Below are 14,040 nucleotides of genomic sequence, written 5' to 3' on the forward strand. Positions count from 1 at the left end.
GGAATTTAAACGCGATATGAAGCCCGTGGTAATTCAGCAAGTTGCCGCGTTATCAGATAACACCTATCAGCAAAATGTCTCCTTTGCGTTATTCTTAGCGCCGAAGAAAATAATTAGCAGTCTTTCTGGTGGTATCACGGCCTCATGGCAGTGAGGCCGCTGTAAAACAGGAGTTTCTATGAACACCACTTATCGCCTGGCGCTGGCTTTGGCTTTTTCTACCACGCTGCTGACGGCTACCGTTCACGCCAATAGCCTATTGGATTCAGTAAAAAGTGCTGCTGACCAATACAGTAAATCGGGTGATAGCTCATCTTCATTGTCGTCATTGACCGGCTTACTCAATGGTGGCGATAAAGGGCTAAGTGCCAGCACCATGACCAATGCTGCCGGTATATTGCAATATTGCGTACAAAATAATGTACTGTCGGCCAATGGTACTTCGGCGATTAAAGACCAATTGATGAGTAAACTGGGTATCACCAGTACCGAAAATGCCAAGAGCCAGGACTATCAGGAAGGTTTAGGCGGATTACTGAAAACCGGTGAAGGTAAGAGTTTGAATTTGAACGATCTGGGCAGTGAGCAAATCACTGAAAAAATCAAAACCAAAGCCTGTGATTTAGTGCTGAAACAGGGTCAGTCGTTCTTGTTGAAATAAACCTGACACACTGAGGTTTATAACAACGCGATTCCTGGCGCAGTGAATGAAGGGTTTACCGCACTCAGAGTGCACGGTGGCTTACGCCACTATTGCCCCAACAGTAAGTATCCCCTTCATTTCACTTTGTCAGCATGCTCTATTTTATGAAGATATTCTGGCGGTGATACGCCATCTGCCCTTCATCGGGGGAAAACTTAACCGGTAAACGCAGCTTCCGCCCTTCATATTTAGCGAAATTATCTTCACTGATACTGCTTTTGAGTTATATATTGTAAGTAACTTCGCTTTACACATAGAGGGGCTTAGATAAAAAATGACTGATGTACATAGTCCAGCTACTCGCAGCAAAAATATGAGAGCAATCCGTAACAGTAACACCTCTATTGAAAGAAAATTAAATGAAATTCTTGAACAACTTGGCGTGTTTTTTCGAACTCAAGTTCAGGAGCTTGAGGGCAGACCTGACTTTGTCATTGATGAATACAAAGCAGTTATATTTACTCATGGATGCTTTTGGCATAAGCATCAGTGTCATTTATCCAAAATACCGAAGACACGAACAGAATTTTGGGCTAATAAGATAGGTAAAAATATTTACCGAGATAATTTGATTACAAAACAACTTTTAGTGAAAAGATGGAGGATATTAGTAATTTGGGAATGCGCCTTAAAAGGACGGTTAAAACTTAATGATAAAGATATTACTGAAAGGCTCGAGGAGTGGCTTTGCGCAGGGAATATATATGCAGAAATAGACACATTAGGAATACATTAGTTTTATGCTAAAATTTGTAGCCTTAGTTCGAGTCAGTAAAAAAACAAAAACATATTATACTTACTTTATGAATATTATAACGTTAACTAGATTTGATATAAATAAAATGGAGTTGATCTTATGTTACTAACAGAAAGTATTTTACAGCAATTTGGAGCGTTTTTGGGAGCAGCTTCAGAAGTCACATATAGAGAGTCTACAGGAGACAAATCTGTAACTGTGGATCAATTTGAAAAAAGAGTGCTTCACTCACTATATCCTCCAGCATCTTTTACTCGAGCGGGTGGAGCGATTAATGATGAAAAACCATCTAATTTCAATTTTTATGTACTCGATAATAGTTCAAATGAATTTGTTCTACACTCTCTAGCTATTAAATATCCAAAAATAAAAGGTAACGAATTAAGACTTTACTTTAATAGAGAATCAAAATTCTATCCTGAACCAGGAAATATTTGGTTTATCTTCTTAAAAAGAGATGATGAAATACCGTACATTGGTTTTTTAACTAGGGAGCAGTGGAATGATTTAGATACAAGTATGGAAAATTCAGAAATAGAAGATAACCAGTTAATTGATGAAAGTGATGAGTCATACCAAAAACTGATTTACTCCCCGCAGGTCCAGGCTGGTTCGGCAATTTACCATGTAAAAAAATTCATACGAAACCCATTACTCGCAGCAAACATAATTAATGATTGCCATAATTTATGTCAGTTCAATCAACAGCATCCTACTTTCATTTCAGATAGCTCCGGAAAGCCATATGTCGAGGCTCATCACTTAATTCCGATATCGAAATCGATTTATTTTAAGTACTCCTTAGACGTGGAAGCTAATATTATTATATTATGCCCTCAATGCCATAAAACTATACATTTAGCTATCGCTGAGACTAAACTTGAGTACTTAAAAAGATTTTACTATGAAAGAATTGATGTTCTTACTCAGTCTGGCATTCCTGTATCTTTTAAAAATTTATGTGAATATTACAACATTTAGAACTAAAATGTAGTTTTATGTTTAAGGAGATACAAAAGTATATCTCCTTACATTTGTTCTACTTTTTAGATTTTGACAAAACTTTAAGCACTTGCTCAGCAACAGCCTGGACAACTGGAATACAAACAGAATTGCCAAACTGTTTATATATCTGGGCATCAGAAACAGCAGCAGTGACGAAGTTTTCGGGAAATCCTTGTAGTCGTGCGCACTCACGAGGAGTTAGCTTACGAGGACGTTTATTAATATGAGATTGATCAATCAATATTTCACTGCCATCTTTGTAGTAACGGGCACTAAGTGTATTAGCATATTCACTATCTTCATTAAAGAGAGAATATCCAAATCCATTACCTTTATTTTTATGTTCTTCTTTACGGCGTTGGTGTCCAGCCCACAAACGTTCAGAAATTGTATATCTTTCACTTATAGTACTCGAGTCCTCAAGTATATCCCCTAATCGAGTTACCGATTTAGGTGGTTCTGGCCAATTAAATAAAGCTTCAAAATCAGTGTTACTGTCAAAATAATCCCGATTGAAACCAACTATAAAAATACGCTCTCTATTTTGTGGAACACCAAAATCTCCAGCTCGCAGGACTTTATAAAAGACCTTGTAATTCAATAAATTAGTTAATGCCCCACGAGCCTCATCGCTCATTGGAACATCATCGGATATTTGATGTTCATTCAGCCCTTCCAAAATATTAAGGATAGTATTTAGAGTTCTACCTTTATCATGCCCTCTCAGTTGTTTAACATTTTCTAGCATAAACGCTTTAGGCTTGGAAGTTCCTAATATACGCTGAATTTCGAAGAACATTGTTCCTCGAGTATCACTGAATCCACGTTTAAGTCCTGCCTGAGAAAATGCCTGACAAGGAAAACCGCCTAGCAGAATGTCATGCTTTGGAATATCTGCTGACGATATCTGTGTAATATCTCCAGCCGGGAGTTCACCATAATTGGCTGCATAGGTTTTCTGTGCAAACTTATCCCACTCGGAGGAAAAAACGCATTTCCCTCCGATATTTTGGTAAGCCATTCGAATGCCACCGATACCAGCAAAGAGATCTATGAAAGTAAAATCTCCGACAAATTTTTCACTCTGGAAATAGGGAGGGTCTATGCGGAGCTCTATTATTTGTCTTTTCTTTTGAGCTGATGGCGCATGTTCACCGCTCTCCCACCCCCTAACAGTACGTTCACCATGCTCTTTCATATCGAGTAAAAGAGCGAAGTTAGATGGTGTCATCCCCATTCGCATACGCTTTTCTTTGATGTAAGATGATGTGCATATTATCTCATCTAAACACTCTGATTGTTTATTAGCTAAACTCATACAGTCACCATCTACTTATCCGGAAATTTACCGGGAGATTATCACTGTATGTTTGAACAGTCAAGGGCCGAGCAGGGCTAAAATGTACAAAAGCTCAATTGATCATTTTATAGAAGAATGCAGTAATCTTCCTAGCAGGATGTAGATTGAGTATCAAGGAATAGCGCCCACTTTTACCTTTCCTAATACGGGGAAAGGCGGAGATAATATTGATAAAATTCACTCGTAACTATAATAAAAATATCATTTCCTTTATCTAATCCTTCCCAATACATCCTCTACCTTAACCCCCAATAGCTTAGCTATATGCACAAATTCCACCACATCTAAGCGTCTTTCGCCATTTTCTACTTTGGCGATAAAAGACTGAGGGCGACCGAGGGCGGAAGCAAGACTATCCTGAGTAATGCCTTTAGCAATCCGCTGATCACGCAATGACTTGATAACCGATTGGTACTCATCTGAATATATTGAAGCCATCTGTCCAATTCCTTTTAGATTGTCGGAATTGAATATCTGTTACTGTCACAATTATCCCAAAAAAGGATAAGTATACGTGACTTACCTTATCGGTACAGTTGCACTCATAATCATGCTAATTAATGACAATTCATCGATAGATAGTAGACGAGCAATATGAATAAGTTCCACAAAATCTAATCTCCTCTCACCATTCTCAACCTTAGCCACAAATGACTGTGGACGACTGAGTGCCTTAGCGAGTTGCTGTTGGCTGATCCGCCTGTCAATACGAGCCTGTCGGAGAGCTTTTATCACTTGCTGATATTCTTCGGAGTAAATGGAAGCCATCGGTGTAACCTTGATCAATATCCCAAAATCGAATATCCGGCATTTCCTTTATTATCCCAAAATAGGATAATTACTCGAACACATCACATGGAGGATTAAACATTATGGATAAACAAGACTGGCATCCGGCAGATATTATCGCGGGTTTGAAAAAACGCGGTACAACGATGGCGGCACTTTCCCGAGAGTCAGGGCTGGCCTCTTCAACGCTGGCGAATACGCTGTTGCGCCATTGGCCGAAGGGCGAAAACTTGATTGCACAGGTGCTGGAATTACATCCTGCGGAGATCTGGCCTTCACGTTATCTGAAGCCTAAAAAAACGCGAAAAACGTTGCCAATTGCGTAATTAAATCTAGTTGATTCCACTTCTCCATGGAGGATAAACGGAAGTGGAATCACTAACTTTCAGGCCATCATCCTGCTGCGGTCTCGCAGGCAAAGATATTGGTACCCATATTATATGCGGCTTCAAGTACCGGACCAGGGCCACCTAAGTCTGGCAGCAGTAACACGGTTGAACTCATCACCGGTGCACCGCAGAAATTGAAAATACCGTGCTCAATCTGTATTTTCATCGCTTCGGCAAAGCCATGATTGATATAAGTCTTATGCGCGGCCGCACCGATTCCAATGATATGTACTGGCAGATGCGTCAGCTTTTTGATCAACTCCCCCGCGTCATCATAGGCCCAGCCATTGGAAAACACGCGATCAATCCATCCTTTTAACAATGCGGGCATCGACCACCAGTAAATTGGGAACACTAATACCAGCGCATCTGCTCGCTCAATCCTCTGTTGCTCCGCCAGCACATCATCCGCCAGCGAAGCTTGCCGATTAAAAGCAGCAATATCCACTGCGGTAAACCTTGGGTCAAAACCTTCGGTAGCAATATCGGCAATCTCATAAGTGTGTGTAGAATCCGATGCAACCAACCCCGCTGCAATCTGTCGTGCAACACTGTTAGTGAGTGATTCATGAAGCGGATGTGAGGTAACGATAAGTGAATGCATAATCTGACTCCTGATTGCCATTAAAATGCCGTTGGCGTAATCTATATACCATTAGTAAGTTACTGTTGGTAAGTTACCTTTGGTATATAAGCATGTCAACTAGCAAAAAGAATGTATCGTCACGACTTCGCCTATCGCGTGAAGAGCGTTACCACCAATTAATGAATACAGCATGGCAACTGGTGCGAGAAGAAGGCACTGAAGCCCTGACGCTAGGCCGCCTTGCTGAGCGCTCCGGCGTTACTAAACCGGTGGTTTATGACCATTTCGGCACCCGAGCTGGACTTTTTGCCGAACTTTATAAAGAGTTTGATAGCCGCCAAACCGCATTGATGGATGCGGCCATTGCGCAATGCGAGCCAACACTCACTGCTATCGCCACTGTGACCGCCTCATCATATATTGACTGTGTCCTGCTTCAGGGGCAGGAAATCTCTGGGGTCATTGCAGCATTAAAAGGCACGCCTGAGCTGGATGAGATGAAACGTGAATATTCTAAGGCGTACATCCACAAATGCCGGAATATACTCGCGCCCTATGCTAAAGGGAATCTGATTTCAGATGCCAGCCTATGGGCATTGCTAGGTGCAGCAGAAGGGTTATCGTGTTCTGCTGCTAGCGGCGAAATCACCGCCTCACAGGCAAAATCTGAGCTATTTGAGTTGATTATGGCGATAGTAGAAAGAAGCATGGGCCAACGCTAGCAACGGCAAAGTATCCTCAAAAAGAATCAGATGGAATAGCAGGCGTAGATTGAAAGTTTACCGAGGCTGTATCAGTAGTTTGAGCGCGAGCAGGTAATGAATGGATTTCCAAATACTCCCCGCACTGCGAGGAGTATTCAGAATACCGTTAAATCGCTTTTTCTGATTCAATACTTTTTTGATTACGACTGACTGCCACTTTGAATAGCCAATATATCAAGCTGGCGGCAACCAGCGAGTTAATGGTTGGAATCCCCCACTCAGTCACCAATCCGATAACACTGCCGACAATACTGGCAATAATGGCAACCCAACCGATAACTGGTGTTTGGGTTTCGTCAGGGAGTTTCCCTTCCAGTCGACTCTTATCCAGAATATTGCGATGAGAGCGCAACACAAAATAGTCCACCAGCATTATGCCGATAATCGGCGGGAATACCACGCCTAGCACCGTAAGGAAATCCACAAACCGATCCAAAATCCCTAACACGGAAAGTGTCGTACCCAGCACGCCGATAACTAACGTGGTTAAGGTGTATTTCAGTTTTTTCCCGGTCAGCCCCTCGACCGCATTGACGATACCGAGGGACGAAGAGTACAGATTAAGGTCATTAACTCTTAATGTTGAGAACACCACCACCAGCAAGCCTGCACCACCCGCGGCCTGAGACATAATAGTCACCACATCAGCCGTTCCGAGCGTTTTAGCAATCAAGATAGCCAGGCCATTGACCACGAACTCCCCGGCCACAATGGTGAAAATCGTCACACCCAACACATGCTTCCCATTTTTGGAATAACGCGTTAGGTCAGGGGTCATCAAGCTTGCCACGATAGCGCCCCCGACAACGATAGTGATACCTGCGCTGATAGACAGAGGATCACCCGGTGGTATCAACTGCATAATTTCATGCAAATTATGCCCGGACAGCGTACTAATAGAGATATAAGCCACCAGCAAAATAAACATCGGAACCGCAATACGTGCGGCGATGCGCAATGCCTTAAAACCAAATGCCACCAAGATAGTCAGCAGGCTACCCGATAAAGCTGCCGCGAATCCGAATCCCAGTTTATTACCCAGCGCGAAATCAAGCGATTTGGCAAAAATAGCGTTTTGTATACCAAACCAACCCAATAAACTCACGGCCACCACAATCCCGATCAGTACTGAGCCTAAGCGACCAAAGCCACACCAGCGAGCCAACAGGCTACCGGAGATCCCTTCACGCATACCGGCCAGCCCAAGACCGTAGGTCACCACACCAAATATTATGCTGCCAATAAGGATTGCGGTGAATGCATCAGTCAGTGTCATAGAGTTACCCAGCACCGCCCCAAGCATAAATTGATCCAGCGCGGTCAACATACCCATGTGAACGATGGCAACGCTTAAAAATGAAACCCTTTTATCCTGTGGCACGCGGCTTAATGGATAGTCTTCAATTTTGATCACGATAAAGTGCACCCTTGTAGTTCAGATAAACTGGATTCCTTTTGCTACCAGTCGATCCGGAATATAATTATCCAAATGTGCAAATTTGCAGAACTCCTCAAACTGTTGCAACGTGTGGACATCAGATTTTTGATAAATAGTATATATTCTGTTTTCTATTGTTTTAGTGCTGATGTTATATATCTTAGCGATCTCTTTAACAGAAAGTCTTTGCAACATTAAAAATATAACGTCAAGCTCAGCGCGGGTAAAAGTCTTACTATTAATTTCGGTGGTCAGGACGCTTGGTTTTTGTTGGTTTATGTATTTGAGTGGAGATAAAGTATTAAGTGGTTTGGCACTCCACATAACACCAATGACTTCTTTTTTATCATTATAAATAGGCAGCTTTTCACTGATAAAGGGGGTCAGAGTATCTTTACCATACCAATAATGTGTTTCTATGACAGTAACCCGATCTTGTGACTCTTCGGTTCTCTTATCATGCTCCATAAACTCGGGAGAAAATTCAGCCCAGTTAGCAGGAAACTCATCGTCCAGCTTCCCCTCTATCTCAAAGTTCAATGGTGTATTGGTATAAAGATAGGCTGCCTTGTTCATATAGATATGGCGGGAATTGAGATCTTTAATGCCCCATGGCTCACTGAGGTGCTCCATCATGGCAATAAGGCCCTTGAAATAAATTTCATTATTTTTATCGGGCAAATCCATTACGACCTCGCCGATTAAAACCGGTTAAATTTCTTTTGCCAGATAGTGCCGAGTATGTTTTTTGGCATATCCACCTAAATCGCCATAGACACGATAGCCTAACTTTTCATAAAAACCTCTGGCCTGGAAATCGAAAGTATCTACATAAGCCATATGACAACCGCGTTTTATGGCTTCTTCTTCTGCTTTTTCCATTAATTGGCGACCATAGCCACTTTTACGATATTCATCACTGACCCAAAGATACTGGACCTCAAGCCCACCCCACCAGGTTCTGGCAACCAATCCTGCTACAATTTTGCCGTTGTCGTTGGTAACCGTTAAGAATAGCGGATGAATGTCTACAGCTTCAGTTTTATTATTGTGAGCCCAAAGACTATCAATGACATACTCTTCGTCTTGTGGGTTTGGCGTATCCGTGACGTTAATATTCATTTTCGTAACATACCTTCCTATATTAATAATTCAAATTGCAATCAAATTAATAAACTCCAACTGATTTTAATATCACTTTTCTTAAAGTGTTACAAGAGTGGTTTTCACCCGTTCCCACAATGGCGTTAAGTGTTTATATTTAATGTGACAGAGCTAAAAAATACCAACTTATCTCGTGAATGTTATCTGTTTGGCCTGCTCTGTCTGCAAATACTGATTTCGCCTCACCAGGGCTTTATCGGGGAAACCTATCAATAACTCACGGCTCCACCTGTAGAGCAAGGCTAACTTGCCAAAGGGGGGCCGCTCATCCTCCCCAAAATCCATAAATTTTATTGCTTAATATGCTCATTTACCGTCTACCTAGTCAAAAACTGGCCGTTCCGTTTTTATTTACCACTCACTATGAGCTTGAGCTCAAGCTTGTCGAGAGATCCTCAACAGTAGGTCTGCACTCAATACCGTGTTTCAGTACCAGTCCAGCATAAATATTTCTGTATTGTCGCAAGTCGGAAGAGTTGACCGCCGACCGACCATCGGATTTACAATCTCTCTTCCATGAGAATAAAGATCAGAGCCATATTAAATAATGAATTAAATGCAATTTAATTTACTTTCTTTCTTTTTAACACCATTTATTATTCAATTACCCCTACTTTCATTATCGTACTCTCACTACAAAATACACTATAAGTAACGTTTATATAAACATAATGCGCACACTATTTTTATATTCATATATCCAAAATATTGACTAAGGAGATTTTTGCGTCACGCTCATATTATTTTATATTAATAGATGGTGTATTATTTTCTGTATTATAACCTTCCCTCCCTGCCTGGAGAGCTGTTATATTTACGCGATATTGGACAAGGACTGGAGAACCTACAGCGGGAACCCAGATGGTCGAAGCTGTTAAACGCTATGTCAGTATTAGATATGAATAATTTACTGACATTTAATTTATAGCTCAATTATTTTGCATAATCCAGGATCAATTAGAGCATCACATTTCATAGATTTAAATTATGACTCCAAACATTCAAGTCTGTGCGCTCATCTCAATAAAGTAGTTAACAAATCCAAATAACATCATTTTAAGTCATATTTTCAACATAAAATACTGAACATTCTACTAACTGTAATTTAGTCCAGTAAACCGTCTGAGTTACTATTGAAAAATTAACCACTAAATATTAGGATTAACACCATATATTGTGTCTATATAAAAACAAGATACCATATATGCTACATCAATACTTCTCTTATAAGGATTCAGGCCATGAGTAAAAATACAAAACAAACATCTGGCAATGTAGCTTCCGTTGCTGCGAAGACTTTAAATGACCCTAACGCTTCTGCAATCCAGAAAAGCCTTGCTGGTTCTGCTCTCTCACAACGAGGAACACCAAATCAGACAAGTGGAGAAATGGAACATAAAGCATCGGTTGCACTTGATAACCCAAATTCCTGTGCATTGACAAAGCAGCTAGCAGCCTCTGTATTAGCACAAGCGAATAAAGATCGTAAATAAGTTCCGTCTTAATTAACTACTGGGGCTAACGCCCCTTTTGTCGATGGCTAACCAGCTGACTAATCAGAATTATCCGCCATCGGTGATCTTTACAGGTCATTTTTCTTGGCAAAATCAAACGGCCTAATCATCCGTTCCCGGTTGGCATCTAAATAATCAGCCCCCATTGGATCGCTCAGCTTTATGGATATAAGCCGCACGTACAGAGCTACGTTCTTAATGGCTCATCTACCTCTCTATGCATTCCTTCAACCATAACGTCGCCATCTGTGTGCTTATAAGCTTTAGCTTCAAGCTCGGCAGTATAAACATTATCGAACCTACATATACACAAGCAGGTTGATGTGGGGTAACTCAGATTGACGTCGGCTTCACTGCATTTATATCTCTCCATGCACTGTGGAGACTTATAATGGTGAATGAAGTTGCATATCGTACAGTGTTTGATATAACTATTTTCACATTGCTATATTCGGAAGATGAAGCAGAGAGTGGGCTGGGGCGTATGTCAGCACGATATAGCTCACTTTTAACTTTGAATCGCCACGGTTAAACTAAATATTCAATATCTGCTCCTTGAGTTCTGGCAAGCTTTTATGATTGACATAAGACTCCATGAGGGCGACAGGATCGTAATAATGACAATGAATGACAGGATATCCAGCATTTTTGTCCAGTAATCCTATTCTCCCCTGCCCCCTTTTTCCAACATGTGCAGAAATCAATTTTTTGTTTTTTCCAGGAAAGACAAAATGTGTCGTAACACTAGCATATTCACCGACAACTGATCTCACCGCCTTTTCGTAGAAAAATTGTTTAACCAAATCAGGCCAGCCAGGGGCATCTTTTGGTGTTGATGCTGTGTAGTATTTGGCATCAACAACCGCAAAATTTTGATTAGTATTGTTACTTATTATTGTATCGGTTCTTTGTCCTTTTTCTGCTACTTCATGGTATATCCCATCTTGTAAGTAGTAAGGAACTGGTAGCTTTTGGTTAAACCTCTTCTCTCCTAAAAGAGCTTTATGTAACATGGCTTCCCATATGTTATGGAAATGGCGGGTACCAATAATGAGCGTACTATCATCAGAACCTTGAGTATCATTGATATAGTATTCCAATGATTTAATGAGAGTAATGTCCCTATCTGAATAACTCATTGATAACTCTCTATTTAGATATGCCAGTTGAGTTTCAGTATCACCTGATGGCATCGGGAGTATCTTGAGTTTCATATCAGAAACCATTTCTTCTCCATACAATAGTACACCGAGTTTTATGGTAATATCTCGGATGACTGCTGCATGAATTCTCGCCGTTTCACAGTCTGAAACATACCGCATTTGAGAGGATTCAAGATCAAGATAGACAGTAGCAGTTTCGGATGGAAATGGAATATGGCGAGATACCGTACGTGACCAGTTCACTTTTCCTCTGTTAATCGAATGAAATTTATTTCTTCTGACATACAGTCCATTTGTTATATAGTCTTCATATATACTGATAGATAAGGAAAGCAAGCTAACCCCAATCAATGAATCACCATTAGTATCCTGTATGCCTATCAATTTATCGGAATAATAACGATTTAATGTTTGAAGAAGATAGTATGCAGAGAGTTCTGGTTGGTGTTTTGTATTGCTATTCACTGGAAGGAAAACAGCGGTCCCCCCACACCAAGAAAATAAACCACAGAAGCGTATCCTATGATGGTCTGGGGCTATAAGCCCCTGTTTCCGCATCTTAATAGATAAGTCTTCTGGCAATTGGCCAATAGGTAAACGGTCAGTAAAAAATTGAAGATTATGCATCTTCGCCACTTTCCTTTGTGCTTACATCTGCAATATCAGTTTTTGTTCCGTTATTGATGATCAACTCATCTATTGGCTCACTAAAAACTACTTTTTCACACCCAATAAAATGCTCATATAATTCACCAAATGTTCTGATATTTTTATCAAAAATAAAATTTCGCCCCTTATGGCGTAAAACATCATCCCATAGGTATACGAAAAGTTTTCCAGAGATTGCCTCGTAGGAAGACTTACTATCTAAAAGTTCAAAATGGTTGAGGAAAAAAGGTCCAAGTAGGCGATCTTCTGGAATTCTCATCTCTTTAAGCTGATGGTTGATGACCTTATTGGCAAAATTACACCACGTAATGTCATACAATCCATCAGAAGTCATCACACTGAAGTATTGATGACTGATTGCTGTATTTTCAAAGTCAATATTCATATAGCGGAATGACCAGCGACGCTTAAATGCAGTATCAAGAGGCATAACTGCCTGATCACTACTATTCATTGTAGCTAAGAAAGAAAGATTCGAGGGGAATGATAATTTTGTAATATTAGGTATTCCCACCTTGGATAGTTCTGTATTTATATAGACAAACATATCAGGATCTACAATATCAATTTCATATTTGCTAGAACCATTTTCTCGATCTAAGAGTTGGAACAGCTCACCAAAAACTGCAGCTGCTGGTGCACGGTTAATTTCTTCAATCACTAAATAGACATGCTGCTCGCGGTTACAAAGAGCTTCAAGTAGCGCGATCGTAAACGGGCCTGCTCTGAATTGATAAGTGATCTTTCCATCTACCATTGTTGGTTTCAGCGCGCCAATAAAGTCTGAATTTTGTGTGTCTGGATGGAAGACTGTAACGATTTTTCGTGCGCCTTTAGTTAGTTCATTAATTTCATGGCTCTTGCCGGTACCTGGCGCACCATAAAAAATATAGTTGCTACCTAACTTATCTGGCATTGTAGATTGTAGTGAAATATTTGTCTTAAAGTCATCTAAATAACTGACGGGCTCTTTGCTCAATGTTGAGAAATATTTTCTTAGTTCGGTTGATACGGTAAATGCTTTAACAATAGTAAGTAAACGTGATGAGTTCGCTACAATCACTCGGGCTGCTAAATCAAACGATGATTGAAAAACATCACTACGCTCTAATGTCTTACCATTCGTTTGGTCACTTTTTTTAAGTGGCTGGAACCACCAGTCACGATCTGTGAGAAGTTTCTGGAAAAATATGGCATCACTAGGTTGCATAGTACCTATAAATAATTCGACATCTTTAGCAATGCTAGATGTGTACTTTAGTTCATTAGAAGGTAATGTATTTAAAAAAGACTTTATAGTGGAATTATCATGTCCATTTTTCTTTAAAAAATCTTTCAGTTTTTTGAGTTCTTGTTGATGATCGCTTAAAGCTTCATCTAACTCCCAGAAAGTTGCACCATACCAAAGTAACGATGATGGTAAATCGGTACGAAGTCCATTCTCATTTATCAATAATATTGAAAATGGCTGGATATTAAATGTGGATTTCGGTTCAACTTCTAACAATGCTTTTTTCAGAAGCGAAGCTAAAATGGAGTCTATGTGTATATCACCACAGTGCTTTAAAGCATCAAATGACTTACGGCATTGATGTATTACATCACCCAAATCTTTTAGCATAATTTATCTTGCCTGTTTAGATATACAGTACCAACATTACCGAGGATGAAACCGGATAAGTAGGCATGTATGACAATTGAAATTCTAGATAAAGCAGAATATATCAAAATATTCAGAA

Annotated in this window: 17 protein-coding genes and 1 pseudogene; 8 read left to right on the forward strand and 10 right to left on the reverse strand. The window is 40.3% G+C overall.

Annotated features, from left to right (window positions below; genetic code table 11):
- The first annotated feature begins 16 nt into the window (after positions 1–16).
- Both V1955_RS19275 and V1955_RS19280 read left to right on the forward strand, forming a co-directional pair.
- Positions 17–154, forward strand: a complete 138-nt coding sequence (locus V1955_RS19275; RefSeq protein ID WP_193784736.1) for a hypothetical protein — start codon at positions 17–19, stop codon at positions 152–154.
- Positions 155–178: 24 nt separating this feature from the next.
- Complete coding sequence (locus V1955_RS19280; protein ID WP_372557903.1) at positions 179–661, forward strand: DUF2501 domain-containing protein; 483 nt, start codon at positions 179–181, stop codon at positions 659–661.
- 139 nt (positions 662–800) lie between these two features.
- Here the strand turns inward: V1955_RS19280 and V1955_RS19285 are convergent.
- A pseudogene (locus tag V1955_RS19285) lies at positions 801–926 on the reverse strand (HNH endonuclease); the annotation flags it as partial.
- 51 nt (positions 927–977) lie between these two features.
- Between V1955_RS19285 and V1955_RS19290 the strand changes: the two are divergent.
- Both V1955_RS19290 and V1955_RS19295 read left to right on the forward strand, forming a co-directional pair.
- Positions 978–1,439, forward strand: coding sequence for a very short patch repair endonuclease (locus tag V1955_RS19290; protein WP_442821295.1), 462 nt, complete (start codon positions 978–980; stop codon positions 1,437–1,439).
- Between the two features lie 120 nt (positions 1,440–1,559).
- Positions 1,560–2,441, forward strand: coding sequence for an HNH endonuclease (locus V1955_RS19295; protein ID WP_442821296.1), 882 nt, complete (start codon positions 1,560–1,562; stop codon positions 2,439–2,441).
- Positions 2,442–2,499: 58 nt separating this feature from the next.
- On the opposite strand, the gene dcm is transcribed toward V1955_RS19295, so the two are convergent.
- The 3 genes from dcm to V1955_RS19310 form a co-directional block, all read right to left on the reverse strand.
- On the reverse strand, positions 2,500–3,783 hold the full coding sequence (gene dcm, locus V1955_RS19300) for a DNA (cytosine-5-)-methyltransferase (RefSeq protein WP_442821297.1): 1,284 nt from the start codon (positions 3,781–3,783) through the stop codon (positions 2,500–2,502).
- Between the two features lie 252 nt (positions 3,784–4,035).
- The gene (locus V1955_RS19305) at positions 4,036–4,263 is read right to left on the reverse strand and encodes a helix-turn-helix domain-containing protein (RefSeq protein ID WP_442821298.1); all 228 of its coding nucleotides are present in this window, start codon (positions 4,261–4,263) and stop codon (positions 4,036–4,038) included.
- 81 nt (positions 4,264–4,344) lie between these two features.
- Positions 4,345–4,593 carry a helix-turn-helix domain-containing protein gene (locus V1955_RS19310; RefSeq protein ID WP_032907236.1) on the reverse strand — a complete coding sequence of 83 codons (249 nt, stop codon included), beginning with the start codon at positions 4,591–4,593 and terminating at the stop codon, positions 4,345–4,347.
- 104 nt (positions 4,594–4,697) lie between these two features.
- Here V1955_RS19310 and V1955_RS19315 point away from each other — a divergent pair, with 104 nt between their 5' ends.
- Positions 4,698–4,940: a helix-turn-helix domain-containing protein gene (locus V1955_RS19315; protein WP_083160785.1), complete on the forward strand. Its 243-nt coding sequence runs from the start codon at positions 4,698–4,700 to the stop codon at positions 4,938–4,940.
- A 67-nt stretch (positions 4,941–5,007) separates the two neighbouring features.
- Here V1955_RS19315 and V1955_RS19320 read toward each other — a convergent pair whose 3' ends face one another.
- Positions 5,008–5,607: an NAD(P)H-dependent oxidoreductase gene (locus V1955_RS19320; RefSeq protein WP_083160787.1), complete on the reverse strand. Its 600-nt coding sequence runs from the start codon at positions 5,605–5,607 to the stop codon at positions 5,008–5,010.
- A 161-nt stretch (positions 5,608–5,768) separates the two neighbouring features.
- Here V1955_RS19320 and V1955_RS19325 point away from each other — a divergent pair, with 161 nt between their 5' ends.
- On the forward strand, positions 5,769–6,311 hold the full coding sequence (locus tag V1955_RS19325; RefSeq protein ID WP_442821462.1) for a TetR/AcrR family transcriptional regulator: 543 nt from the start codon (positions 5,769–5,771) through the stop codon (positions 6,309–6,311).
- A gap of 148 nt (positions 6,312–6,459) precedes the next feature.
- Here V1955_RS19325 and V1955_RS19330 read toward each other — a convergent pair whose 3' ends face one another.
- The 3 genes from V1955_RS19330 to V1955_RS19340 are packed head-to-tail and all read right to left on the reverse strand — an operon-like array spanning position 6,460 to position 8,913.
- Positions 6,460–7,767: a cytosine permease gene (locus tag V1955_RS19330; protein WP_372568624.1), complete on the reverse strand. Its 1,308-nt coding sequence runs from the start codon at positions 7,765–7,767 to the stop codon at positions 6,460–6,462.
- 21 nt (positions 7,768–7,788) lie between these two features.
- Positions 7,789–8,478 carry a helix-turn-helix transcriptional regulator gene (locus V1955_RS19335; protein ID WP_083160791.1) on the reverse strand — a complete coding sequence of 230 codons (690 nt, stop codon included), beginning with the start codon at positions 8,476–8,478 and terminating at the stop codon, positions 7,789–7,791.
- 24 nt (positions 8,479–8,502) lie between these two features.
- Positions 8,503–8,913, reverse strand: a complete 411-nt coding sequence (locus V1955_RS19340) for a GNAT family N-acetyltransferase (protein WP_083160793.1) — start codon at positions 8,911–8,913, stop codon at positions 8,503–8,505.
- A gap of 799 nt (positions 8,914–9,712) precedes the next feature.
- Here V1955_RS19340 and V1955_RS19345 point away from each other — a divergent pair.
- Together V1955_RS19345 and V1955_RS19350 are read left to right on the forward strand one after the other, a co-directional pair.
- Complete coding sequence (locus V1955_RS19345; protein WP_442821299.1) at positions 9,713–9,883, forward strand: POTRA domain-containing protein; 171 nt, start codon at positions 9,713–9,715, stop codon at positions 9,881–9,883.
- 313 nt (positions 9,884–10,196) lie between these two features.
- Positions 10,197–10,448: a hypothetical protein gene (locus V1955_RS19350; RefSeq protein WP_372557899.1), complete on the forward strand. Its 252-nt coding sequence runs from the start codon at positions 10,197–10,199 to the stop codon at positions 10,446–10,448.
- 554 nt (positions 10,449–11,002) lie between these two features.
- On the opposite strand, the gene V1955_RS19355 is transcribed toward V1955_RS19350, so the two are convergent.
- Both V1955_RS19355 and V1955_RS19360 read right to left on the reverse strand, forming a co-directional pair.
- On the reverse strand, positions 11,003–12,259 hold the full coding sequence (locus V1955_RS19355) for an LlaJI family restriction endonuclease (protein WP_442821300.1): 1,257 nt from the start codon (positions 12,257–12,259) through the stop codon (positions 11,003–11,005).
- A complete protein-coding gene (locus V1955_RS19360) occupies positions 12,252–13,922 on the reverse strand; it encodes an AAA family ATPase (RefSeq protein ID WP_442821301.1) in 1,671 nt (556 codons plus the stop codon). Before V1955_RS19360 ends, V1955_RS19355 begins: the two co-directional genes overlap by 8 nt.
- Positions 13,923–14,040 lie beyond the last annotated feature (118 nt).

Origin of the sequence: Yersinia sp. 2545 StPb PI (assembly GCF_052217125.1) — a bacterium.
GTDB lineage: Bacteria > Pseudomonadota > Gammaproteobacteria > Enterobacterales > Enterobacteriaceae > Yersinia > Yersinia enterocolitica_E.